Consider the following 21341-nt stretch of genomic DNA (forward strand, 5'->3'; position numbering starts at 1 on the left):
CCTCATCCTCGCCCTCCGAAGGAGGCGGAACAGTCGGGCTGCAGATCGGCCAAAAGGTAAATGAGATGACCGTAAGACTCTCTTCCTCGAATCTCGCCATGCTGCCGGCCAAGGTCGCCGGCCCGAAATATGACCGCTCCACCCTGAAGGCGGGCATCGTCCATTTCGGCGTCGGCAACTTCCATCGCTCGCATCAGGCGGTCTATCTCGACGACCTGTTCGGCACCGGCGAGGGCCATGACTGGGCGCTGATCGGCGCCGGCGTGTTCGAAGGCGAGAAGATCGGCCGCTCCAAGCTTGAAGAGCAGGATTGGCTGACCACGGTGGTCGAGCAGGACCAGGGTCATATGAGCGCCCGCGTCACCGGCGCCATGATCGATTTCCTGATGCCCGGCGATGCGGCCGCGACCATCGAGCGGCTTGCCGATCCGGCGATCAAGATCGTGTCGCTGACCATCACCGAGGGCGGCTATTTCATCGACCCGGCCTCCGGCAAGTTCAACCCGGCCCATCCCGATATCGTCGCCGACGCGCAGCCGGGCGCTGTGCCGAAGACCGTCTTCGGCATCATCCTTGCCGGGCTGCTGCGTCGGCGGGCCGACGGCATCGTGCCGTTCACCGTCATGTCCTGCGACAACATCCCCCATAACGGCCACGTCACCACCGACGGCGTCGTCGGCCTTGCGCGGCTGATCGACCAGGACCTCGCCAAATGGGTGGAGGACAAGGTCGCCTTCCCGAATGGCATGGTCGATCGCATCACCCCTGCCACCACCGACCGCGAGCGCAAGATCCTCGCCGACGATTTCGGGCTGGAGGACAATTGGCCGGTGTTCTGCGAGCCGTTCAAGCAATGGGTGCTGGAGGACCGTTTCACCGCCGGCCGCCCGGCGTTGGAGAAGGTCGGCGTGCAATTCGTCGACGATGTCTCGCCTTACGAGCTGATGAAGATACGCATCCTCAATGGCGGTCACGCCACGATCGCTTATCCGGCCGGGCTGATGGATATCCATTTCGTGCATGAAGCCATGCAGGAGCCGCTGGTGCGCGCCTTCCTGTCGAAGCTCGAGCATGACGAGATCATCCCGACCGTACCGCCGGTGCCGGATACGGATCTGGAGGACTACTACCAGCTCATCGAACGGCGCTTCTCCAATCCCAAGATCGGCGACACCATCCGCCGGCTTTGCCTCGACGGCTCTAACCGTCAGCCGAAATTCATCATCCCGACGATCGCCGACCGGCTGAAGGCGGGCGAGGGTGTCGCCGGCCTCGCGCTGGAATCGGCCCTGTGGTGCCGCTATTGCTTCGGCACCACCGACAGCGGCGCCGTCATCGAGCCGAACGACCCGAGCTGGGACCGCATGCAGGCGACCGCGAAGGCGGCCAAGGACGATTCAAAGGCCTGGCTGGCGATGGAGGACATCTATGGCGATGTCGGCCGCTCGTCTGTCTTTGCCGAGGCCTTCGCCCACGCCTTGAAGACCCTGTGGGCGCACGGCGCGCGCGAAACCCTGACGCGTTACCTCGCCGGCAAGCTCTGAAAGCGCCGGACGCAGCAGCCATGACGCCGGAACTGGTCATCTTCGACTGTGACGGCGTGCTGGTCGACAGCGAGGCGCTTTCGGTCTCGGCGCTGCTCGGCATGATCGAGCTGGCCGGCGGCACGGTGAGCGAGGATGCCGCCTACGAGCATTTCCTGGGCAAGAGCATGAAGAGCGTGCGCGAGATCCTCGGCCGCGATTTCGGGCTCGAGATCAGCGACCGGCATCTGACCGCCATGCGCGTCGACCTGATGCGCAAATTCCGCGAGGAGTTGAAGCCGATTCTCGGCGTCAAGGAACTGTTGCCGAGGCTCGGCCGGCCCTTCTGTGTCGCCTCGTCCGGCACGCTGGAACGCATCCGCTATGCGCTCGACGTCACCGGCCTGCTTCCGCTGCTGGAGCCGCATTTGTTCAGCGCCAGCATGGTCGAACGCGGCAAGCCGGCGCCTGACCTTTTCCTGCATGCCGCGGCAAGCATGCAGGCGCGGCCTCGCAATTGTCTGGTCATCGAGGACAGCCCGGCCGGGGTCGCCGCCGCCCGCGCGGCGGGCATGTACGTCTTTGCCTTCACCGGCGGCTCGCATGCCTCCAATCCCGCCCTCAAGGCGCGGCTTGCGTCGACGGAACCGGACTTTATATTCGCTGACATGCTGCAATTGCCCGATTTGATTGCAGGCCTGGGAGCGAGAGAAAAAGCATCTTGATCAAGAGTTTCGTTTGCGCGGTCGATGTCGGCACCGGAAGCGCCCGCGCGGGCATTCTCGACGCGCGCGGCAACCTGCTCGGCCGCGCCGATCATCCGATCGCCATGCATCAGCCCAAGCCCGATCACGCCGAGCATGATTCGGAAGACATCTGGTCGGCGGTGTGCAAGTCCGTGCGGTCAGCGCTCCAAAAATCCGGCGTCGCCGCCGGCGATATCGCCGGAATCTCTTTCGACGCGACCTGCTCGCTGGTCGCGCGCGACAGGCAAGGCGGCCAGCTCAGCGTCTCGGTTACCGGCGAGAAGCGCTGGGACACGATGGTCTGGCTCGATCACCGCGCCATCGCCGAAGCCGATGAATGCACCGCAAGCGGTCACACCGTTCTCGATTATATCGGCGGTGTGATGTCGCCGGAGATGGAAACGCCGAAGCTGATGTGGCTGAAGCGTCATCTGCCGAGGACATGGAATGAAGCCGGCTATCTATTGGACCTTGCCGATTTCCTGACCTGGAAGGCATCCGGCTCGCTCGCCCGCTCGCAATGCACTCTGACGGCGAAATGGACCTATCTCGCGCATGAGGAAAAAAGCTGGCGGCGCGATTTCTTCGAGTTGGTCGGGCTCGGCGATCTTTTCGAGCGTGGCAATCTGCCGGAGAAGGCAAGCCCGGTCGGCGCCGATATCGGTCAGCTGACGGCGAAGGCCGCCGACGAGCTCGGCCTCACCGAAAAATGCCGGGTGGGCGCCGGCGTCATCGATGCCTATGCCGGCGCGCTCGGCGTTTTGGGCGGTTTTGCCGGCGACGTGAGGAACATCAGCCGGCATTTGGCGCTGATTGCCGGCACATCCTCCTGCGTCATGGCGATGTCGCCCGACCCGCAGCCCTTTGCCGGCGTCTGGGGCCCCTATTTCGGCGCCGCATTGCCGACGCTGTGGCTGTCTGAAGGCGGCCAGTCGGCCACCGGCGCGCTGCTCGACCACGTCATCCGCTGGCATGGCGCCGGCGGCGAGCCGGACGCGGCCATGCATATGAAGATCGCAAGGCGCGTCGCCGAGCTGCGCGCCGAGGACGGCGATACGCTGGCGGCAAGGTTGCATGTGCTGCCGGATTTCCACGGCAACCGTTCGCCGCTCGCCGACCCACATGCGGTCGGCGTCATCAGCGGCCTGACGCTCGATTCCTCCTTCGACAGCCTATGCAAGCTCTACTGGCGCACCGCCGTCGGCATTGCGCTCGGCGTGCGCCATGTGCTCGAGGCGCTGAACGAGAACGGTTACCTGATCGACACGCTGCATGTCACCGGTGGCCACACCAAGAACCCGCTTTTGATGGAGCTCTACGCCGATGCCACCGGCTGCACCGTGGTCGAGCCCTTGGCCGACGAGGCGGTGCTGCTCGGCACCGGCATGGTGGCGGCGACCGCCGCCGGACTCTACCCTGACCTCAACGCGGCCTGTGTCGCGATGCAGCAAGGCGGCCGCACGCGCGCGCCCAACAAGCAAGCCGGCGCCCGCTTCGACCGCGACTACCGGATCTTCCTCGAGATGCATCGCCAGCGGCAGGCGCTCGACGCGATCCGCTGATGCTGGAACATCGCCCTACTGCTTGCGCAACGACGCGCCCGACGTCGCGTCGAACAAATGGATGCTTTCCTCGTCGAAGCTGTAGCGCACCGGCGCGCGCAACTCCGGGCATTCGCGCGCCGGCACCAGCGCGCTGATCTCCTTGCCGCCCGAGCCGAACGTCACCAGCGCGTCATTGCCGTGGAACTCGATGAGATCGGCGGTGCCTTGCAGCAGGTTTGCTGCGCCGGTTTGCGCCGTCTTCAGATCCGGAGGCCGGATGCCGAGCATCACGCGATCGCCATGCCTCAGGTTGAAGTCGCCGCCCTGCAGCGACAGCACTGTCCCCGCGCCGGTCAGCGTCCAGCCATCCTTGCCCTTGCCGACCGTCACCTCGATGAAATTCATATTCGGCGTTCCGATGAAGCCGGCCACGAACAGATTGCCCGGGCGGCGATAGATCTCCGCCGGCGAGCCGATCTGCTCGATCACGCCGTCCTTCAACAAGACGATGCGGTCGGCCAGCGTCATCGCCTCGAGCTGGTCATGCGTGACATAGACGGTGGTGGTCTTCAGCGACTGGTGTAGCCTGGCGATCTCGACGCGCATATGGTTGCGCAGCTTGGCGTCGAGGTTGGAGAGCGGCTCGTCGAACAGGAACACTTTCGGCGTCTTGATCATGGCGCGCGCGATCGCCACGCGCTGCTGCTGGCCGCCGGAAAGCTCGGTCGGCTTGCGGCCGAGATAAGGTTCCAACCCAAGTGTCCTGGAAACTGCCACGACCCGCTTCCTGATCTCGGCCGCCGGTACCTTCTGCCGCTTCAGTCCGAAGGCGACGTTGTCGAAAATCGTCATATGCGGATAGAGCGCATAGTTCTGGAACACCATGGCGATGCCGCGGTCGCCCGGCTCGAGATCGTTCACCACCGTGCCTCCGATCGACACCTCGCCGCCGCTGATATCCTCCAGCCCGGCCAGCATCCGAAGAAGCGTGGACTTGCCGCAGCCGGACGGACCGAGGAACACGACGAACTCATGCTCTTCGATCGCGAGGTTGAGGTCGCGGATGACGGTCGTGGCGCCATAGGCCTTGTCGACATGGGAGCAAACGATCGCGGACATCTTTATCCCTTCTCGCCGGTCAGCAGGATCTGCAGCTTGACGTCCTGCGGCCTGCCTTGCGCCGCGCGCTCGAACGCCTTGATGCTCTCGGAGAAATCATACGTGCCGGTGATCAGCGGCTTGAGGTCGACCTTGCCGGAGGCGATCAACTGCAGGGCGCGATCGAAGATGTTGGCATAGCGGAACACGGTCTCGATGCGCACTTCCTTGGAAATCGCCGCCGGCACGTTGAGCTCGACCGCCTCCACCGGCAGCCCGACCAGCACCACCGCGCCGCCCGGCCGCACCACGTCGAACAGGTTGGCGAAGGCCATCGGGCTGCCGCTCGCCTCGAACACGATATCGGCGCCCCAATTGTCGGTCGCGGCCCGCACCGCGTCGACCAGCGACTGCTTGCCGATATCGACCGGCACGATGCCGGGATACTGGGCGGCGATCGCAAGCTTCGGCGCGGAGAAGTCCGAGATCAGGACTTTGGAGCAGCCGCCCGCCAGCGCGGCGAGCGCGATCATGATGCCGATCGGGCCGCAGCCGACGACGACGGCGACATCGCCGGGCACGATGCGCGCGCGCGCCGCCGCCTGCATGCCGATGGCGAAGGGCTCGACCATCGCGCCCTCGGCGAAGGAGACATTGTCCGGCAATTTGTAAGTGAAAGCGGCCGGGTGGACGGCGTAGGGTGCGAGCACGCCATGCACCGGCGGCGTTGCCCAGAAGCGGACGTCCGGGTCGACATTGTAGATGCCGAGCTTCGTCGCGCGCGATGAAAGGTTCGGCACGCCGGGCTCCATGCAGACGCGGTCGCCGACCTTCAGGCTCGTGACATTGGCGCCGACCTCGACGATCGTCCCAGAGGCTTCGTGGCCGAGCACCATGGGCTCGCGCACGATGTAGCTGCCGATGGCGCCGTGCGTGTAGTAATGCACGTCGCTGCCGCAGACGCCGACCGTGTGGATGGCGATCCTGACGTCGTCCGCTCCAATGTCTTGCGGCAACGCGATCTCGCGCAGCGACAGTTCGCCTTTTTTCTCAAGCACCAGTGCCCGCATCGGGTATCCTCGCATCAACTTTTCTTTTGCCGGAAAACGGAATTCAGGAAGCCGCTCAAAACGCCGAGGAACAAAAGCGGCGGCAGCGACAGAAGCACGACCGAAGCGTTGAGGATTCCCCACGGCACGTTCATGCCTTGCTGGGAGAGTTCGGAAGCCACGATCGGCAGCGTCTTGGCGTTGGAGCTCGACAGCATCAGCGCGATCAGGAATTCGTTCCAGACCAGCACGAAGCTGAAGGCGATGGCGCCGATCAGCGAGCGCGCCGCGATGGGAAGCGCGATCCGCCAGAAGACGGCATAAGCGCCGTAACCGTCCACGAAGGCCGCCTCTTCGATCTCCTTCGGCACACCCTGGAAGGCGGGAATGGCGAGCCACATGATCACCGATATGGTCAGCAGCGAATAGGTGACGATCAGCGCCGGCAAAGTGTCGTAGAGCCCGACCTGCAGCCAGATCACCATCAGCGGGATGGCCACCGCCACCGGCGGCAGGAAGCGCAGCGACAGGACGAAGAACTGGATGTCGCCGGCGAAGCGGTTGGGATAGCGCGCCACCGCATAGGCCGCCGGCAGGCCGAGCACGACGCCGATCAGCACCGCCGCGCCGCAGGCGGCAGCGGAGTTGTAGAGCCCGGTCAGCACGCTGTCGCGGCCGAGGATGTAGCCGATATTGGCGAGCGTCGGCGTGAAGATCACCTTCGGCACGCGCGTGATGATGTCGACATTGTTCTTCAGCGCGTTGAGCGCCGTCCAGGCGAGCGGGAACACGGCCAGGAACCCGGCCAGCGCCAGGATGGCCTTGGCGACCAGGCGGCCCGGTCTTATCGGATACGGCTTCATGCCTGCACCCGCTTCCACAGCATGGTGAAGGTGATGACCGTCGCGATCATCATCAGCACCGCCATGGCCGATGCGTAGGAGACCTTGCCGGACTCGATGAAGCCTTGCGAGAAGGCGTACATGTCGAGCGTTTCGGTCGCGACGCCCGGCCCGCCGCGCGTCATCACATAGATCAGGTCGAAGGAGCGAAGCGACTCGATCATCTTGACGAACATCAGGCTGATCAGCGGCGCCTTCAGCATCGGCAAGGTGACATAGGCGTGGATCTGCCAGCGCTTGGCGTGGTCGAGCCTGGCCGCCTCGATCGGTTGCGGCGGCAAGGTTTCAAGCAGCTTCAGCACGATGACGGCGAAGAACAGCCCCCATTGCCAGACGTCCACCGAAGCGACGGCGAACAATGCGGTGCCCGGCTTGGATAGCGGATCGAAGATCAGCCCGCCGGTGACGAGCCGGTAGGGATAGGTGGCGATGCCGTAGAGCGGATGATAGGCGAACTTCCAGACGAAGGCGGCCGAGACGCGCGGCAAAAGCACCGGGATGATGAACAAAAGGCAATAGAAATTGCGCAGGCGTGGACCGGCGACTTCGAACATCAAGACGCCCAGTCCGATCGCCACCACCATCGTCGCTACCACGGTGACGATCTCCCATTTCACCGAAACCCAGACGGCGTTGAGGAAGCGGCGGTCGAGGAAGAGATCGGCGAAGTTCGAGAACCACACCCAGGAGTAACCGGTCGTGCTCAACTCGCGGTTCTGCAAGGCGATCACGATGGCGTAGAGCGTCGGCACCATCGACAGCACCAGGAGGATGGCGAGGGTAGGAACCAGAAATGTGACCGGCAGGGAAGATCGTCGGCGCATTGCCTATCCTTGGATTTTTACTGCTGTCTGGTGAAGGTCCCGCGGCGTGCAGGTTCCGGCATTCGGACGAATGCCGCGAACCGCGCGCCGCGGGCGGGAGGATTACTTCTTCACCAGCTCATTGGCATAGGCCTCGAGCTCGTTGAGGCCGCCCTTGATGTCGGTGCGGGTGCCGGTGACCAGTTCCTCGAGGATGATGCCCCAGCGGTCGCCGAGATCCGGCCAGCGCGGATCCTGCCAGAAGTTCACCGCCGTCACCTTGCCGGTGTCGGCCAGCGCCTTGCCGAGGTCGGCGCCGTAGATGTCAGCGAATTCCTTGCTGGAGAGGACGCTGGTGCGGTTCAACTCGCCGAACTGATGCGCATCGAGCCGGCGCTTCTCGTTCTCCTTCGAGGTCGCCCAGGCGATGAACAGGCCGGCGCATTTCTTCGCGGCGTCATCCGCATTGGCCTTGGTGCCGATGGCAAGGCCATGCCCGTAGCCGCCGCCCGGCAGCGGCGAGGGCGGCGGCAGGAAGCCGACCTCGCCGACCACTTGCGAGGTCTTCGGGTCCACCGCCATGCCCGACAGCGGCGTCGATTCGACGAGGATGGCGACCTGGCCGGAGAGGAAGGCGCCGGTCGATTCATCCCAGCTGCCGGTCTGCGTGCCGGGGGCCGAGTCCTTGAACAGCTTGAGATAGGTCTCCGTCGCCTTGACTGCGGCGTCCGAATTGAAAGCCGGCTTGTCGCCGTCGAACCACTTGCCGCCATAGGCCTTGAAGAAAGGCATCCAGCGCCAGACATTGGCGCCCGAGCCGCGCGCGCCGCGCAGCGCGATGCCGTACACGCCCTTGTCGGCATTGGTCAGCTTCGGCACGTCGGCGATCAGCTCGTCCAGCGTCTTCGGCGGCTGGATGCCGGTGGCCTCGAGCACGTCCTTGCGGTAGACCATCAGGTCGCCGCCGCCGGTCAGCGGCGCGAACCAGACCTTGCCGTCATAGGTGGCGACCTTCTGGCGGCCCGGATCGAAGTCGGCGAAATCGTATTCAGCCGGATAATAATCGGTCAGCGGCACGATCCAGCCCGAGGAAGCGAACAGCGCGACGTTGGCCTCGTCGACATAGTAGACATTGTAGTTGCCGATGGTGGAGGCGTCGGCGCGCGACTTGGCGCGGCGGTCGTTCTCGTTGAGGTAATCGATCTGGAACGAGGCGCCGGACAGCTTCTTGAACTCGTCCTTGGAGTCCTCCAGAAGCGTCAGCCCGTCGCGCGGCTGCGCCAACACCTTGACCGGCGCGGAGCAGACCGGCGCTTGCGCCAGTGCTGCGGTTGATACGGAAGCGGTAAGCACGAACGCTGCACCGAGGCTGGCAGCAAGCCGGTTTGAATTCATTGGTTTTTCTCCTCCAGGAACACTCGCGAAAGCGGCAGGTCCTCGGACCAAGCGACCCTCACCGTCGCCCGGTCGACCTTCCACCCGCTGCCAAAATGAGCGGTTGGAAGGGGCGAGACTAGAAGCCCCGTTGCAGCAGACCTGTACTTTTATGCATTGTGCGGCGCAAAAAAATGGCGCCGACAGAGGCTGTCCGTCACACGAGTATCAGCTCCATCAAGCGCAACCGCCTCCGGCTCGATCAGGCCCGCAGCGTCAGCCGCTGCCGCGATAGCTTGCGGTAGGATGACGGCGTCATCTTGTGCTTGCGCAGGAAGGCGCGGTTGAAGTTCGAGATGTTCATGTAGCCGACCTGGAAGCAGATGTCGGTGATCGGGATATCGGTGTCGGCGAGCAGCTTGCAGGCCTGCCAGAGTCTCAGCTTGGCGACATGGTCGCTGAACGAGTTGCCGGTGTTCTTCTGGAAGAAGCGCGAGAAAGTGCTTTCGCTCATCCCGGCCAATTGAGCCACCTTCGGCAGCTTCAGATCCTCGGCAAAGTGCTGGAACAGATAGGTCAGCGAGCGCTGGATAATATCCAGCGATTCCGCGTCGAGAAGCGGGGAAAAATCCGGAGAGGACAAAAGCTCGTATTCCTCGGTGGTGGCCAGAAGGTCCAGCAATTCGAGGAACATGCGCAATCTCGCCAGTCCATGCACCTTCCCCATTCGTTCCATCAGCTCGGCGCCGTCGAGCGCCGTCTGGCCATGAAAGACCATGCCGCGCAGCGAGCGTTCCAGGAACGGCTCCAGCTCGCGCAGCTCCGGCAGCAGCCCCGACGAGCCGCGCAGCCGTTCCGGATCGAATTGCAGCACGATATCGCGGCCTTCGATCAGCTCGCCGGGCTGCACCGCCGTCACCCAGTCATGCGGCAGCCCGCCGCCGACGATGGTCAGATAGCCCGGCCCGAACTCGCCGATATGGTCGCCGACCAGCACGACGCCGGACGATTTCCGCAAGAGATGGATTTCGTATTCGGGATGGAAATTCCAGACATTGCGCTCCCATGGATAATCGTCCAGCCGCCACAGGAAACTGTCGCTGGCCTCGGTCACGATGTGCTCGAAGGCAGGCACCGTGCGCGGAATCGCGGCCGTATTCTTTCTGCGCCTGAACGGCATTCGTTCCTCCCGGCGTGGCGGCCGGCTGCATATGCCTGGGCATCCCTAGCAGCCCCCGGCCGGCAAATGAAAGAGGCGTCGCGGAATCCCGGTTCCGCCTGGATCAATCGCTAGCTGCGCCTCGTCCCTTGCCAACATGTCGCATTTCGTTCACAAGGCGACGCAACTGGCGCCATTTTGCGCCATTGTTGTTCGGCTTCCGGCCCTTTGGCCGACGCGCCGTGTTCTGAAAGAGCGGAACAATGTCTGCGATCGAAGCCGGCGCTCGCGCGCCGGAAAACCTTTGGCGTCAGGAAATCATGGCAACGATCGGGCTCGCTTGGCCGATGGTGCTGACCAATCTCGGCCAGACCGCCATGACCGCGACCGACGTCATGATGATGGGCCGCCTCGGGTCCGACACGCTCGCCGCCGGCGCGCTCGGCTCCAACCTCTATTTCATGCCGCTGATCTTCGGCCTCGGCCTGATGCTGGCCACCTCGCCGATGATGGCGACCGAGCTTGGCCGTCGCCGCCATTCGGTGCGCGACCTGCGCCGCACCGTGCGCCAGGGCCTGTGGCTGGCGATCCTCATCTCGATCCCGATCTGGATTTTTCTCTGGCATGGCGAAGCGGTGCTCTTGGCAATGGGCCAGAAGCCGGAGCTCGCGCATGAGGCCGGCATTTATCTGCATTGGCTGCAATGGGCGGTGCTGCCCTTCTATGGCTATATCGTGCTGCGCTCCTTCATCTCGGCGCTGGAGCGGCCGGGCTGGGCGCTGATCATCGTTTTCGTCGCGGTCGCCTGCAACGCTTTCTTCAACTGGGTGTTCATGTTCGGCAATCTCGGCGTCAAGTCGATGGGCATTGCCGGCTCCGGCCTCGCGACCACTCTGTCCAGCATGCTGATGTTCGCCGGCCTGGCGGCGGTGGTGATGCTGGAAAAAAAGTTCCGCCGCTACCGTCTGTTCGGCCGTTTCTGGCGTTCCGACTGGCCGCGCTTCCGCGGCCTGCTCAGGCTCGGCTTGCCGATCGCCGGCATCCTCGCCTTCGAGGTGACGATCTTCAATGCGGCGGCCCTGCTCATGGGCCTGATCGATGCGGATTCGCTGGCCGCGCATGCCATCGCCATCCAGATCGCCTCGATCTCCTTCATGGTGCCGCTCGGGCTCAACCAGGCGGTCACGGTCCGGGTCGGCCTGGCGCACGGCGCCGGCAATCCGGAAGGCGTTTCGCGCGCCGGCTGGACGGCCTTCGTCATCGGCGTCTCGTTCATGGCGCTGATGGGCCTGGTGATGATCCTGTGGCCGCATGCGCTGATCAGCGCCTTCATCGATCTCACCGATCCCAAGAACGCCAGGGTGATCACGCTTGCCGTGTCGTTCCTGGTGTTTGCAGCGCTGTTCCAGATTTTCGACGGCGCCCAGGCGGTCGCGGCCGGCATGCTGCGCGGCCTGCACGACACCAAGGTGCCGATGATCTACGCCGCGATCGGCTATTGGGGCGTCGGCCTGCCGCTCGGCGTGCTGCTCGCCTTTCATTTCGGCTTGAACGGCGTCGGCATCTGGATCGGCCTGGCCTCGGGACTTGCCGTGGTGGCGGCGCTGCTCCTGGCGCGCTGGCTCAGGCGCGACCGCATCGCGCCGCAACTCGCCTTCGGGCATTGATCGACAAAGGCTGCGGGTCCAGTCGGCAGCCTTTCGCGGCTCAGCGCGCCCCTGCGCGTCGCTCCAGCCGCCGTGCGTACTGCGTTAGCGGAAAGCACATGACGAAGAAGATCAGCGCCACCAGCCCGTAGACTTTGAACGGCTCGAAGGTCGCGTTGTTGATGGCGTTGGAGGTCCTGACCAGTTCCTCGAAGCCGATGATCGAGGTCAGCGCCGTCGACTTGATGAGCTGCACCAGGAAGCCGACGGTCGGCGCACGGGTGATGGCGAAGGCCTGCGGCAGGATGATCAGCCTCAGCTCCTGCAGATAATGCAGCCCAAGGCTGGCGCCGGCGTCCCATTGGCCGCGCGGCAGCGCGTCGACGCCGCCGCGCCAGATCTCGGCCAGATAGGCGCTGGCGAAGAAGGTGAGACCGAGCGCCGCTGCCGTCCAGGGTTCGATGCGCAATCCCAGCATCGGCAGCCCGAAGAACATCAAAAAGAGCTGCATCAAGAGCGGCGTGCCCTGGAAGAGCGCGATATAGGCCGAGGCGATCCGCTTCACCCATTTATTCCGGGCGATGCGAAAGAACAGCACCGCCAGCCCGACCAGCGCGCCGCCGATGAAGGCGGCGAGCGACAACAGCACCGTCCAGCGCGCGGCGAGCAGCAGGTTGCGGACGATGTCCCAGAAGGTGAACTCGATCATGACACGCCCGCCCCCAGAACACGGCGGCCGCCGCCGACCAGCAGCCGGCGCAGCCCCATCGACAGGCCGAGATAGACCATCGTCACCACGAAATAGGTCTCGAAGGCGCGAAAAGTGCGCGCCTGCAGCATGTCGGCCTCGTAGGTCAATTCGCGCACGGCGATCTGCGATACCACGGCCGATTCAAGCATCATGATGACGATCTGGCTGGTCAGCGCCGGGTAGATCACCTTCAGCGCCTGCGGCAGCACGATCTTGATGAACACCTGCCGGGGCCTGAGGCCGAGCGCCAGCGCGGCTTCACTCTGGCCGCGCGGCACGGCGTCGAGCCCGGCGCCGACGATCTCGATCGTATAGGCCGCCATATTGAGCGTCATCGCCAGCATCGCGGCCAGGATCGGGTCGAGCCTGACGCCTAGGCTGGGCAGCCCGAAGAAGATGAAGAACAGCTGCACCAGGAATGGCGTGTTGCGCATCACCTCGACATAGATGCCGATCGCCAGCTGAAGTGGCTTGGGGCCGTTTCTCTTGCCGGCTGCGCCCAGGATACTGAGAAAAGTTCCCGCCAGCGTGGTGACGGCGATCAGAAGGATCGTCGTCGCCGCGCCGCGCGCGATAACGCCCACGGCGCCCGCAAGCCAGCCGAAGTCCAGGCTGTAGCCCATGGCGATTGACCTTGTTGGAACAGTCGGAGCGGCTCAGCGCTTGTCGTGGCTGGGCCGCCCTCGAGATCAATCCTTGAGGTTGTCCGGATTGAGCGGCGTCTTCAGCCAGGCCTTCGAGCTCTCGTCAAGCTTGCCGTCGGCCAGCATCTTGGCGACGGCGTCGTTCACCGCCTTCTTCAGCCGGTCCTCGTTCTTGTTGAGGCCGATATGCGAAGGCGAGGTGAGCAGCTGGAACTTCTGCTCCGGCTTCAGCACGTCCTGCTTGGCCAGCACCTGGGCGCCGACATCGTTGCCCACGACCATCAACTGGGTCTGGCCGGAGATGAAGGCCTGGATGACGGAATTATAGTTGTCGAAGCGGCGGATGTCGGCCGAAGCCGGCGCCGCCTGGGTCAGCGAGGTGTCCTCCAGCGTGCCGCGATTGACGGCGACCGACTTGTCGGCGAGGTCTTCCTTGCCCTTGACGGCAAGCTCGGCCGGGCCGATGACGGCGATGTAATAGGGCGCGTAGGGGGCGGCGAAATCGATCACCTGCTCGCGCTCCTTGGAATAGCCGACGCTCATCAAAATATCGACGCGCTTGTCGGTGAGATAAGGGATGCGGTTCTGGCCGGTGACGCTGACCAGGTTGAGCTTCACCTTGAGTGAATCGGCGATCGCCTGCGCGACGTCGATGTCATAGCCCTTGATGCTCATATCGGCGCTGGCCGAAGAGAACGGCGGGAAGTCCGAGAAGATGCCGACATTGATGGCGCCGGCCTTGGTGATGTCGTCGACGGCGTCGGCCTTCGCTTGCGTGGCGAGGCCGGCGGCGCCGAGCATCATCGCCGCTGTGATTACGGATTTCAGTGCGTTGCGAAGTAACATTGTTATTCCCCTGCTGGAAGCTTGTTGTTGAAACCGGCCGCCGGCTCCAGCGCGGCGGCCGTGTTGGAGAGCAATTCCGGAAGACGCGGTTTAGGCTTGGCGCCTTCGCCATAGCTTCCGTCCGAAATTGCGCGAGGCATCAGCCTTTCTTGATCGCCGGGCTGAACACCATCAGGCTGAGAATCTCGAACAGGACCTGGGCGCCGACATGGGCGGTGTTGGTGGTCGCGTCATATTGCGGCGCAACCTCGACCACGTCGCCGCCGACGATGTTGAGACCCTTCAGGCCGCGCAGCAGTTCGAGTACCTCGCGCGTCGTCAACCCGCCGACTTCCGGCGTGCCGGTGCCGGGCGCGAAGGCCGGATCGATGCTGTCGACGTCGAAGGAAATGTAGGTCGGGCCGTCGCCGATGATTTTGCGCGCCTTCTCGATGATTGCCGGGATACCGAGGCCGGTCACTTCCTCGGCATGCACGACCGTCATGCCGGACTCGTAGGTGAATTCCCACAGATATTCGGCCGAGCCGCGAATGCCGATCTGGATCGTGCGCGAGGGATCGAGCACGCCGTCCAGCACCGCGTTGCGGAACGGTCCGCCATGGTGGAACTTGGTCATGTCGAACAGCCCGCTGGTGTCGCAATGGGCGTCGATATGGATCATGCCGACCGGTGCCTTTTTGCCGACCGCCTTCAGGATCGGATGGCTGATCGAATGGTCGCCGCCGACCGAGAGCGGCAGCACGCCGGCATCGACGATTTGGTTGGTGCGCTTTTCGATGTCCTCATGGCTGATCTCCAGCCGATAGCGGCTGCGGAACGGCGTGTCGCCGATATCGGCGACGCGAAGCTCATGCGTCGGCGCGCATTCCAGCACATGATTGTAGGGGCCTATGCGCTCGATGGCGCGCAGCGCGCGCGGCCCGAAGCGCGAGCCGGGACGGTTGGTGACGCCGAGATCCATCGGCACGCCCATAATCGCCACCTGCAAGTCGCCGAAATCCGGGTTCTCGGCGGCGATCTCGCGATAGGGCGCGGCAACGAAGGTCGGGATGCCTGAATAGGGCGCCAGCCTTGTGCCCGACTTGTTGAAGATCTTGTCGGCGACCTTGCGGAATTTCGGGTCGAACATCTCGCCGCCATGGCTCTCGCCATATTTACGGCGCAACGCTTCGAGCTTGCCGCGATCGTAACCCATGTCCGGTCCTCCTCTTGCCTGCCTGCAGCGCTGCCCGCATGGACGATTTGCCAAGCCAGCCTGTTGTCCGGCTGGATCGTTGCCCGCCGCTGCGCTGCGGATTCCACGTCTCTTGAAGCTGTTCCGGAAAGTGTCGGGCAGCCGCATTGAAAAATCAATTGATATTGTTAGGGTCTCGGCTGTGAGAAAATCTCACAAACCAGGAGCCTCTCCATGGCCAAGCGCCTGCCGCCGCTGAACCCCCTGCGCGCCTTCGAGGCCACGGCGCGGCATGCTTCGCTGACCAAGGCGGCGGGTGAGCTCAACGTCACGCATGGCGCCGTCAGCCACCAGATCAAGGCGCTGGAGCAGTCGCTGGGCGTGAAGCTCTTCGAGCGTACCGGTCAGCGCGTGAAGCTCACGCCGCATGGCGCCGAATTCCTGCCGGCGGTGTCGGCCGCCTTCGACGGCATTGCCGCCGCCACCCAGCGCATGACGCGGCCGGCAAGCGCCGGCGCGCTGTCGGTCTCCTGCGTGCCGGCGCTGCTCTTGCTCTGGATGACGCCGCGGCTCGGCTCCTTCACAGCGCAATATCCGGACATCCAGCTGACGCTGATCCCGTCCAACGATCCCAAAGACATCCGCGCCGCGGATATCGACGTCTGCGTGCATTATGGCGACGGCAGCTGGAGCGACTGCTGGATACGCAAGTGGTCCGGCCTGGAGTTGTTTCCGGTGGTCAGTCCGACGCTGATCAACAACCGCCCGATCCGCAGCGTCCGCGACCTCGCCGACCACGTCTTCCTGCATGGCGACGATGGCCGTGAATGGCACACCTGGCTGGCCGCCGCCGACGCGCTCGATCTGGAACGCGGCCGTCGCCACCGTCTGGGCGATGCGCGCATGGCGACGGAGGCCGCCGTGCACGGTCATGGCGTGGCGCTCGGCGATTCCGTCACCGCGCGCGCCTTGCTCGCCAGGGGCATGCTCGTGGCACCCTTCACCCTGTCGGTGCCGGCGGTCGACGATTTCTATGTCGTCTGCCGCAACGAGATGCGCTCGGCGCCGATCGTCCAGATATTCATCGAATGGCTGTTCGCCGAGAAGGAACAGGACGAGGGCCGCGCCGGCGCGCCCGTGGCCGGCCGCGTGCCCAGCCGCAGAAAACGCCCGTCCCTCAAAGTCATAGGCGCCAGGACCGCGTCCTGACGGCTGGACTTGCAAAGCTGCTTTTTGTCGGGCCAGCTTGCAAAGCAGCAAGCGCGTTCGGAAATACGGTGCTAAGAGGCAGTTGCTAAAGCAATTCCGTGCAACGGGGGTTCCGTCCGGAATTGATCGAACAAGGATTTGAAGCGTGACGCCCCTGTTCCCGAGCGTTGTGCTTATGGATGAGCGAGCATGGCAAAGACCGATATAGCGCGGCGCGTCTACAACCACACCTGGAAGCTCGACCCGATCGTCCGCAGCCTGCTGGACACCGACTTCTACAAGCTTTTGATGCTGCAGATGATCTGGGGCATGTATCCCAAGGTCGATGCCACCTTCACGCTGATCAACCGCACCACCTCGGTGCGCCTCGCCGACGAGATCGATGAGCAGGAACTGCGCGACCAGCTCGACCACGCTCGCACCTTGCGTTTCTCCAAGAAGGAGATGATCTGGCTGGGCGGCAACAATTTCTATGGCCGCAAACAGATCTTCGAACCTGAATTTTTGGCCTGGCTGGAAGGTTTCAGGCTGCCAGATTACGAGCTCACCAGGCGCAACGGCCAATATGAGCTCTCCTTCCCGGGTCCGTGGATGTACACCACGCTTTGGGAGATCCCGGCTTTAGCCATCATCAACGAGCTGCGCTCGCGGGCGGCGATGCGCTCCTTCGGTCCGTTCGCGCTCGATGTGCTCTATGCCCGCGCCAAGGCCAAGATGTGGGCCAAGACCGAGCGGCTGAAGGCGCTGCCCGGCATCCGCATTTCCGATTTCGGCACGCGCCGCCGCCATTCCTTCCTGTGGCAGCGTTGGTGCGTCGAGGCGCTGAAGGAAGGCATCGGCGATGCCTTCACCGGCACTTCCAACGTGCTTCTGGCCATGGATAACGACCTCGAGGCTTTGGGCACCAATGCGCACGAACTGCCCATGGTCTTCGCGGCGCTTGCCAATTCCGAGGAGGAAATGCGTGAAGCGCCCTACAGGGTGCTGCAGGACTGGCAGCGCTATTATGGCGGCAATCTCCTGATCGTGCTGCCCGACACTTTCGGCACCGCCGCGTTCCTGCGCGATGCGCCGGACTGGATCGCCGACTGGACCGGCTTCCGGCCGGACAGCGCGCCGCCGATCGAAGGCGGCGAGAAGATCCTCTCCTGGTGGCGCGAGAAGGGCAAGGATCCCAAGCAGAAGCTGCTGATCTTCTCCGACGGCCTGGAGGTCGAGACCATCGAGGAGACCTACAGGCATTTCCGCGGCAACGTGCGCATGTCCTTCGGCTGGGGCACCAACCTCACCAATGATTTCGAGGGTTGCGCGCCGACCGAAACCAAGAGCCTCGACGCCATCTCGCTCGTCTGCAAGGTCAGCGAAGCCAATGGCCGGCCGGCGGTGAAGCTGTCGGATAACCCCGCCAAGGCGACCGGGGACGAGAGGGAGATCAAGCGGTATCTGAGGATTTTTGGCGAGAAGGGCCGGGTGGAGCAGCTGGTGAAGGTGTGAGGCTTAAGGCCTGGACGAATGGAATTCCTGGATAAGCCGAGTTCCTTCGCGCCCCCCTCTGTCCTGCCGGACATCTCCCCCACAAGGGGGGAGATTGAGCTCTCATCTCCGCTTTCGCCAATCTCTAGCGTTGAAAGAAAAGCGCCGGCGGCCGAACCGCCAATCTCCCCCCTTGTGGGGGAGATGTCCGGCAGGACAGAGGGGGGCGCCGTAGAGCGCTATCGTCATAGGTTGGCTTTCTTAGCCGCCGCCCTAGCCGCTCTCCCCACGCCCGCCTTCGCCCATGCCTCCGACCGCGGCCACGTCCTGCTTCTCCCGACCGGCTACTACATCGCAGGTGGCGCTTTTGCCGTAGCCGTCAGCTTCCTCGTCCTGGCGCTGCTTTCACCTGCCGCCCTCGACCGCTTCTGGCGCCGGCGCCTGCCTCTGTTCACCTTCAGCGACACCCCCCGCATTGTCGTCAGCCTGATTTCATTTGCCGGCTTTGCGCTTCTCATCGCCGCTGGCCTCGTCGGCAGCCGCGACCCGCTTTCCAACCCTCTCCCACTTGTGGTCTGGACGCTGCTCTGGGCCGGCTTCACCCTGCTGCAAGGCGTGCTTGGCGACCTCTGGTCGTGGCTCAACCCGTGGTGCGGCCCTTGGCGCGTCGTAAGCCGGCTTGTCGGCGACCGATGGAGCGAAGCCCAGCCGTCACGTCTGCCGTCAAGGCTCGGCTACTGGCCGGCCTTCGCGCTGTTCTTCGCCTTCGCCTGGTTCGAGCTGATCGATCCGGCGCCCGACGATCCGGCCCGCCTGGCTTTTGCCTTCGGCATCTATTGGTTGGCGAGCTTTGTCGCGATGCTCGTCTTCGACTACGAGGCTTGGAGCCGGCGGGGCGAATTCCTCACGGTCTTCTTCGCCATGGTTGCCCGCTTCGCGCCTGTCGAACGCCTCGATGGTCGGCTCTCGCTCTGCTGGCCCGGTGCGAAGCTGCTGACGGCCGCGCCGCTGCCGCCAAGCGGCACAGCCTTTCTCCTCTTGGCCTTGTCCTCGGTGTCGTTCGACGGCCTGTCGAAAACCTTCTTCTGGCTCAGCCTGTTCGGCGTCAACCCGCTGGAATTTCCCGGCCGCACGGCGCTGATCGGCGTCGGAAGCTTTGGCCTCGTCCTGACTTTCGTCCTGCTGGCAGCGGTATTCGCGTTGGCCGTCTTTCTTGGACAGCGCCTCGCCGGCGATGCGCAGTCGTTCGCAAAAGCCGCCGGTCTCCTGGTTTGGTCGATCGTGCCGATCGCGCTCGCCTATCACATCGCGCATTACCTCACCGCGCTCCTGGTCGACGGTCAGTATGCGCTGGTCGCGCTCTCCGATCCTTTCGCGCTCGGCTGGAACCTGTTCGGCACCGCCGACAGGATGGTCGAGGCCGGCGTCGTCGCCGGAGCCGGGTCCGCCTGGTGGCTATGGAATCTGCAGGCCGGCGTCATCATCGCCGGCCATGTGCTGGCGGTTTTGGTCGCGCAAGGCCTTGCCTGGCGTCTCCACCCGCGGCCGTCGCGTGCCACGCTCAGCCAGCTGCCGCTCACGGTGCTTATGATCGCCTACACCATCTTCGGCCTATGGTTGCTTGCCACGCCGACGGCGGGATGAGACAAGGGCCGCCGTCATGACGCGAGGGAAGCTCGCTTGCCAGGCCAGGGCTTTGGTGATTTAGTTTGTACACATGCAATTTTCCATCCTTCGAAAGAAGATGGTTTAGCCGCCTTATCGCTGGTCAAAACTGAAAAACAGGGGAACCGACATGGCTGACAAGAACGGATTTTTCGACCTCTCCAAGACGACGCTGTCGCGCCGCACCGCGCTGAAGGGCATTGCCGCCGGGGCCGGCCTGGCGCTGGCGCCGGGCTTCGTCCGTTACAGCCAGGCGCAGAGCTCGGCGCCGATCAAAATAGGCTTCCAGTTGCACCGCACCGGCATCGGCGCCGCCTATGGCCGCTGGTACGAGAAAACGAGCGCCGCCGCCGTCAAGGCGATCAACGACGCCGGCGGCATCGGCGGCCGCAAGGTCGAGCTGGTCATCGAGGACGACGGCACCGATCCGGCGCGCGGCGCCGAGGTGGTCAACAAATTCGCCAAGCAGCACAAGACCGACATCGTCTTCGGCACTCTGTTCTCGCATGTCGTGATCGGCTCGGCGCCCGCCGCCGGCGAGAACAAGATCCCTTATTTCGTCGTCAGCGAAGGCCATCACGTCGCTTCCACCAAGCTCAACCGCTACGTCTTCCAGCCCGGCATCACAGACGTGAAGAGCCAGATCCAGTCGATGGCGCCGTGGATCGCGGCGAACGCCGGCAAGAAGGTGACACAGATATTCCCCGACTTCGCCTTCGGCTACGACCACCGCGACTACCTGCCGCCGGCGCTGAAGGCGCAGGGCGCCGACGTGATCGCCCAGATCGCCATCCCGCCGACGGAGAGCTCGTTCACAAAGTACTTTCCGCAGATCCCTGCCGAGACCGATGTGATCTACCACGTCATGGTCGGCCCTGCGGTGCTGACCTTTGTCAAGGAGCTCGGCGAGTTCTATGGCTCGCAGCGGCCGCAGCTCTTCGGCTTCATCGATTCGCTCGAAGCCGTCGACATCAACAGCCCCGGCCTCGAATTCCTCGACGGCAGCCATTTCTGGGAAGGCTCGCCGCGCTATGCGCAGCCCGATGACTCGGCGGCGCAGAAAGCCTACCGCGCCGCCGTCGGCATCGACGACAATGGCGCCGCCGTTGGCGATCCCAAGGACGTCTCCACCGCCGCCCACATGTTCGGCTGCTGGGAAACGCTCTATGTCGTTAAGAAGGCGATGGAGGACGCCGGCTACAAGGGACCGGAGGATCGCGCCAAGCTGGTCGAGGCGACCGAGGCGCTGAAGGAATTCGCCGAGGGGCCGGAGCATCCGCAGGGTCCGAAAACCTTCAACGGCAAGATCCACCAGTGCTTCGGCATCCAGAACATCTCCAAGGTCGAGGGCGGCAAGCTCAAGGTCGTCCACAAGACCAAGATCGAGGACGGCCTCTATGAGCCGGAAGGGGATTATACGACGCAGGCGCTATAGGCCCATTCCGGCCAGCGTGAGCGCCCAGGCCCCCCTCTCTGTCCTGCCGGACATCTCCCCCTCAAGGGGGGAGATTGGCAGTTCGTGCGAAGGCACATACTCGCCGACGCTGGTGGTTGGCGAAGACATTCGCGATATCCAATCTCTCCCTCTGAGGGATAGGGCAATCGCATATGGGGTTTATCGGCGAAGGCCAGCACAAGGCCGTCATCCTCGGGCTTGTCCCGAGGGTCCACCGTCGCACGCGGATATAGCGCGACCAGTTCAGGGGCCGGTAGATCCTCGGGACAAGCCCGAGGA

General features: G+C 64.0%; 19 protein-coding genes. 8 read left to right on the forward strand and 11 right to left on the reverse strand.

The window, feature by feature from the left end; translation table 11 throughout:
• The first annotated feature begins 65 nt into the window (after positions 1-65).
• The 3 genes from FJ419_RS01580 to FJ419_RS01590 are packed head-to-tail and all read left to right on the forward strand — an operon-like array spanning position 66 to position 3831.
• Positions 66-1544 (forward strand): mannitol dehydrogenase family protein, encoded by a 1479-nt coding sequence (locus tag FJ419_RS01580; RefSeq protein ID WP_140686944.1) that lies wholly within the window; start codon positions 66-68, stop codon positions 1542-1544.
• 20 nt (positions 1545-1564) lie between these two features.
• Positions 1565-2248 (forward strand): HAD family hydrolase, encoded by a 684-nt coding sequence (locus FJ419_RS01585; RefSeq protein ID WP_140686945.1) that lies wholly within the window; start codon positions 1565-1567, stop codon positions 2246-2248.
• Positions 2245-3831 (forward strand): FGGY-family carbohydrate kinase, encoded by a 1587-nt coding sequence (locus FJ419_RS01590; protein WP_140686946.1) that lies wholly within the window; start codon positions 2245-2247, stop codon positions 3829-3831. Before FJ419_RS01585 ends, FJ419_RS01590 begins: the two co-directional genes overlap by 4 nt.
• A gap of 15 nt (positions 3832-3846) precedes the next feature.
• Here FJ419_RS01590 and ugpC read toward each other — a convergent pair whose 3' ends face one another.
• From ugpC to FJ419_RS01620, 6 genes are all read right to left on the reverse strand, one after another.
• A complete protein-coding gene (gene ugpC, locus FJ419_RS01595; RefSeq protein WP_140686947.1) occupies positions 3847-4932 on the reverse strand; it encodes a sn-glycerol-3-phosphate ABC transporter ATP-binding protein UgpC in 1086 nt (361 codons plus the stop codon).
• Positions 4933-4934: 2 nt separating this feature from the next.
• On the reverse strand, positions 4935-5981 hold the full coding sequence (locus tag FJ419_RS01600; protein WP_140688104.1) for an NAD(P)-dependent alcohol dehydrogenase: 1047 nt from the start codon (positions 5979-5981) through the stop codon (positions 4935-4937).
• A 14-nt stretch (positions 5982-5995) separates the two neighbouring features.
• On the reverse strand, positions 5996-6823 hold the full coding sequence (locus FJ419_RS01605; RefSeq protein ID WP_181170576.1) for a carbohydrate ABC transporter permease: 828 nt from the start codon (positions 6821-6823) through the stop codon (positions 5996-5998).
• Complete coding sequence (locus tag FJ419_RS01610) at positions 6820-7686, reverse strand: sugar ABC transporter permease (RefSeq protein ID WP_140686949.1); 867 nt, start codon at positions 7684-7686, stop codon at positions 6820-6822. The genes FJ419_RS01605 and FJ419_RS01610 overlap by 4 nt, the downstream gene beginning before the upstream one ends.
• 102 nt (positions 7687-7788) lie before the next feature.
• Positions 7789-9060 (reverse strand): extracellular solute-binding protein, encoded by a 1272-nt coding sequence (locus FJ419_RS01615; protein ID WP_140686950.1) that lies wholly within the window; start codon positions 9058-9060, stop codon positions 7789-7791.
• Positions 9061-9301: 241 nt separating this feature from the next.
• Positions 9302-10219, reverse strand: a complete 918-nt coding sequence (locus FJ419_RS01620; RefSeq protein WP_140686951.1) for an AraC family transcriptional regulator — start codon at positions 10217-10219, stop codon at positions 9302-9304.
• A 242-nt stretch (positions 10220-10461) separates the two neighbouring features.
• Here FJ419_RS01620 and FJ419_RS01625 point away from each other — a divergent pair, with 242 nt between their 5' ends.
• Positions 10462-11865, forward strand: coding sequence for an MATE family efflux transporter (locus FJ419_RS01625; RefSeq protein ID WP_140686952.1), 1404 nt, complete (start codon positions 10462-10464; stop codon positions 11863-11865).
• Positions 11866-11905: 40 nt separating this feature from the next.
• Here FJ419_RS01625 and FJ419_RS01630 read toward each other — a convergent pair whose 3' ends face one another.
• The 5 genes from FJ419_RS01630 to speB all read right to left on the reverse strand — a co-directional run bounded on the left by FJ419_RS01630 (position 11906) and on the right by speB (position 15280).
• Positions 11906-12553, reverse strand: a complete 648-nt coding sequence (locus FJ419_RS01630; protein WP_140686953.1) for an amino acid ABC transporter permease — start codon at positions 12551-12553, stop codon at positions 11906-11908.
• Positions 12550-13218 (reverse strand): amino acid ABC transporter permease, encoded by a 669-nt coding sequence (locus FJ419_RS01635; RefSeq protein WP_140686954.1) that lies wholly within the window; start codon positions 13216-13218, stop codon positions 12550-12552. Before FJ419_RS01635 ends, FJ419_RS01630 begins: the two co-directional genes overlap by 4 nt.
• Before the next feature lie 66 nt (positions 13219-13284).
• Positions 13285-14085 carry a transporter substrate-binding domain-containing protein gene (locus FJ419_RS01640; protein ID WP_140686955.1) on the reverse strand — a complete coding sequence of 267 codons (801 nt, stop codon included), beginning with the start codon at positions 14083-14085 and terminating at the stop codon, positions 13285-13287.
• Positions 14086-14087: 2 nt separating this feature from the next.
• Entirely contained in the window at positions 14088-14225 is a 138-nt protein-coding gene (locus FJ419_RS30675; protein WP_181170577.1) for a hypothetical protein, read from the reverse strand.
• Positions 14225-15280, reverse strand: coding sequence for an agmatinase (gene speB / locus FJ419_RS01645; protein WP_140686956.1), 1056 nt, complete (start codon positions 15278-15280; stop codon positions 14225-14227). The genes FJ419_RS30675 and speB overlap by 1 nt, the downstream gene beginning before the upstream one ends.
• Positions 15281-15493: 213 nt before the next feature.
• Between speB and gcvA the strand changes: the two genes are divergently transcribed.
• The 4 genes from gcvA to FJ419_RS01670 all read left to right on the forward strand — a co-directional run bounded on the left by gcvA (position 15494) and on the right by FJ419_RS01670 (position 21041).
• Positions 15494-16468, forward strand: a complete 975-nt coding sequence (gene gcvA / locus FJ419_RS01650; protein ID WP_140686957.1) for a transcriptional regulator GcvA — start codon at positions 15494-15496, stop codon at positions 16466-16468.
• Between the two features lie 189 nt (positions 16469-16657).
• A complete protein-coding gene (pncB, locus tag FJ419_RS01655; RefSeq protein ID WP_140686958.1) occupies positions 16658-17962 on the forward strand; it encodes a nicotinate phosphoribosyltransferase in 1305 nt (434 codons plus the stop codon).
• A 183-nt stretch (positions 17963-18145) separates the two neighbouring features.
• Positions 18146-19585, forward strand: a complete 1440-nt coding sequence (locus FJ419_RS01665) for a hypothetical protein (protein WP_140686959.1) — start codon at positions 18146-18148, stop codon at positions 19583-19585.
• Between the two features lie 151 nt (positions 19586-19736).
• Positions 19737-21041 (forward strand): ABC transporter substrate-binding protein, encoded by a 1305-nt coding sequence (locus FJ419_RS01670; protein WP_140686960.1) that lies wholly within the window; start codon positions 19737-19739, stop codon positions 21039-21041.
• Positions 21042-21341 lie beyond the last annotated feature (300 nt).

This window comes from Mesorhizobium sp. B2-6-2, from assembly GCF_006440615.1.
GTDB lineage: Bacteria > Pseudomonadota > Alphaproteobacteria > Rhizobiales > Rhizobiaceae > Mesorhizobium.

Coding starts and splice junctions, on each gene's coding strand:
- FJ419_RS01605 (WP_181170576.1), bottom strand. CDS start 6,823: ATGAAGCCGTATCCGATAAGACCGGGCCGCCTGGTCGCCAAGGCCATC.
- FJ419_RS01640 (WP_140686955.1), bottom strand. CDS start 14,085: ATGTTACTTCGCAACGCACTGAAATCCGTAATCACAGCGGCGATGATG.
- FJ419_RS01625 (WP_140686952.1), top strand. CDS start 10,462: ATGTCTGCGATCGAAGCCGGCGCTCGCGCGCCGGAAAACCTTTGGCGT.
- FJ419_RS01580 (WP_140686944.1), top strand. CDS start 66: ATGACCGTAAGACTCTCTTCCTCGAATCTCGCCATGCTGCCGGCCAAG.
- FJ419_RS01615 (WP_140686950.1), bottom strand. CDS start 9,060: ATGAATTCAAACCGGCTTGCTGCCAGCCTCGGTGCAGCGTTCGTGCTT.
- FJ419_RS01600 (WP_140688104.1), bottom strand. CDS start 5,981: ATGCGGGCACTGGTGCTTGAGAAAAAAGGCGAACTGTCGCTGCGCGAG.
- speB (WP_140686956.1), bottom strand. CDS start 15,280: ATGGGTTACGATCGCGGCAAGCTCGAAGCGTTGCGCCGTAAATATGGC.
- FJ419_RS01665 (WP_140686959.1), top strand. CDS start 18,146: ATGTCCGGCAGGACAGAGGGGGGCGCCGTAGAGCGCTATCGTCATAGG.
- FJ419_RS01585 (WP_140686945.1), top strand. CDS start 1,565: ATGACGCCGGAACTGGTCATCTTCGACTGTGACGGCGTGCTGGTCGAC.
- pncB (WP_140686958.1), top strand. CDS start 16,658: ATGGCAAAGACCGATATAGCGCGGCGCGTCTACAACCACACCTGGAAG.
- ugpC (WP_140686947.1), bottom strand. CDS start 4,932: ATGTCCGCGATCGTTTGCTCCCATGTCGACAAGGCCTATGGCGCCACG.
- gcvA (WP_140686957.1), top strand. CDS start 15,494: ATGGCCAAGCGCCTGCCGCCGCTGAACCCCCTGCGCGCCTTCGAGGCC.
- FJ419_RS01610 (WP_140686949.1), bottom strand. CDS start 7,686: ATGCGCCGACGATCTTCCCTGCCGGTCACATTTCTGGTTCCTACCCTC.
- FJ419_RS01620 (WP_140686951.1), bottom strand. CDS start 10,219: ATGCCGTTCAGGCGCAGAAAGAATACGGCCGCGATTCCGCGCACGGTG.
- FJ419_RS01670 (WP_140686960.1), top strand. CDS start 19,737: ATGGCTGACAAGAACGGATTTTTCGACCTCTCCAAGACGACGCTGTCG.
- FJ419_RS01630 (WP_140686953.1), bottom strand. CDS start 12,553: ATGATCGAGTTCACCTTCTGGGACATCGTCCGCAACCTGCTGCTCGCC.
- FJ419_RS30675 (WP_181170577.1), bottom strand. CDS start 14,225: ATGCCTCGCGCAATTTCGGACGGAAGCTATGGCGAAGGCGCCAAGCCT.
- FJ419_RS01635 (WP_140686954.1), bottom strand. CDS start 13,218: ATGGGCTACAGCCTGGACTTCGGCTGGCTTGCGGGCGCCGTGGGCGTT.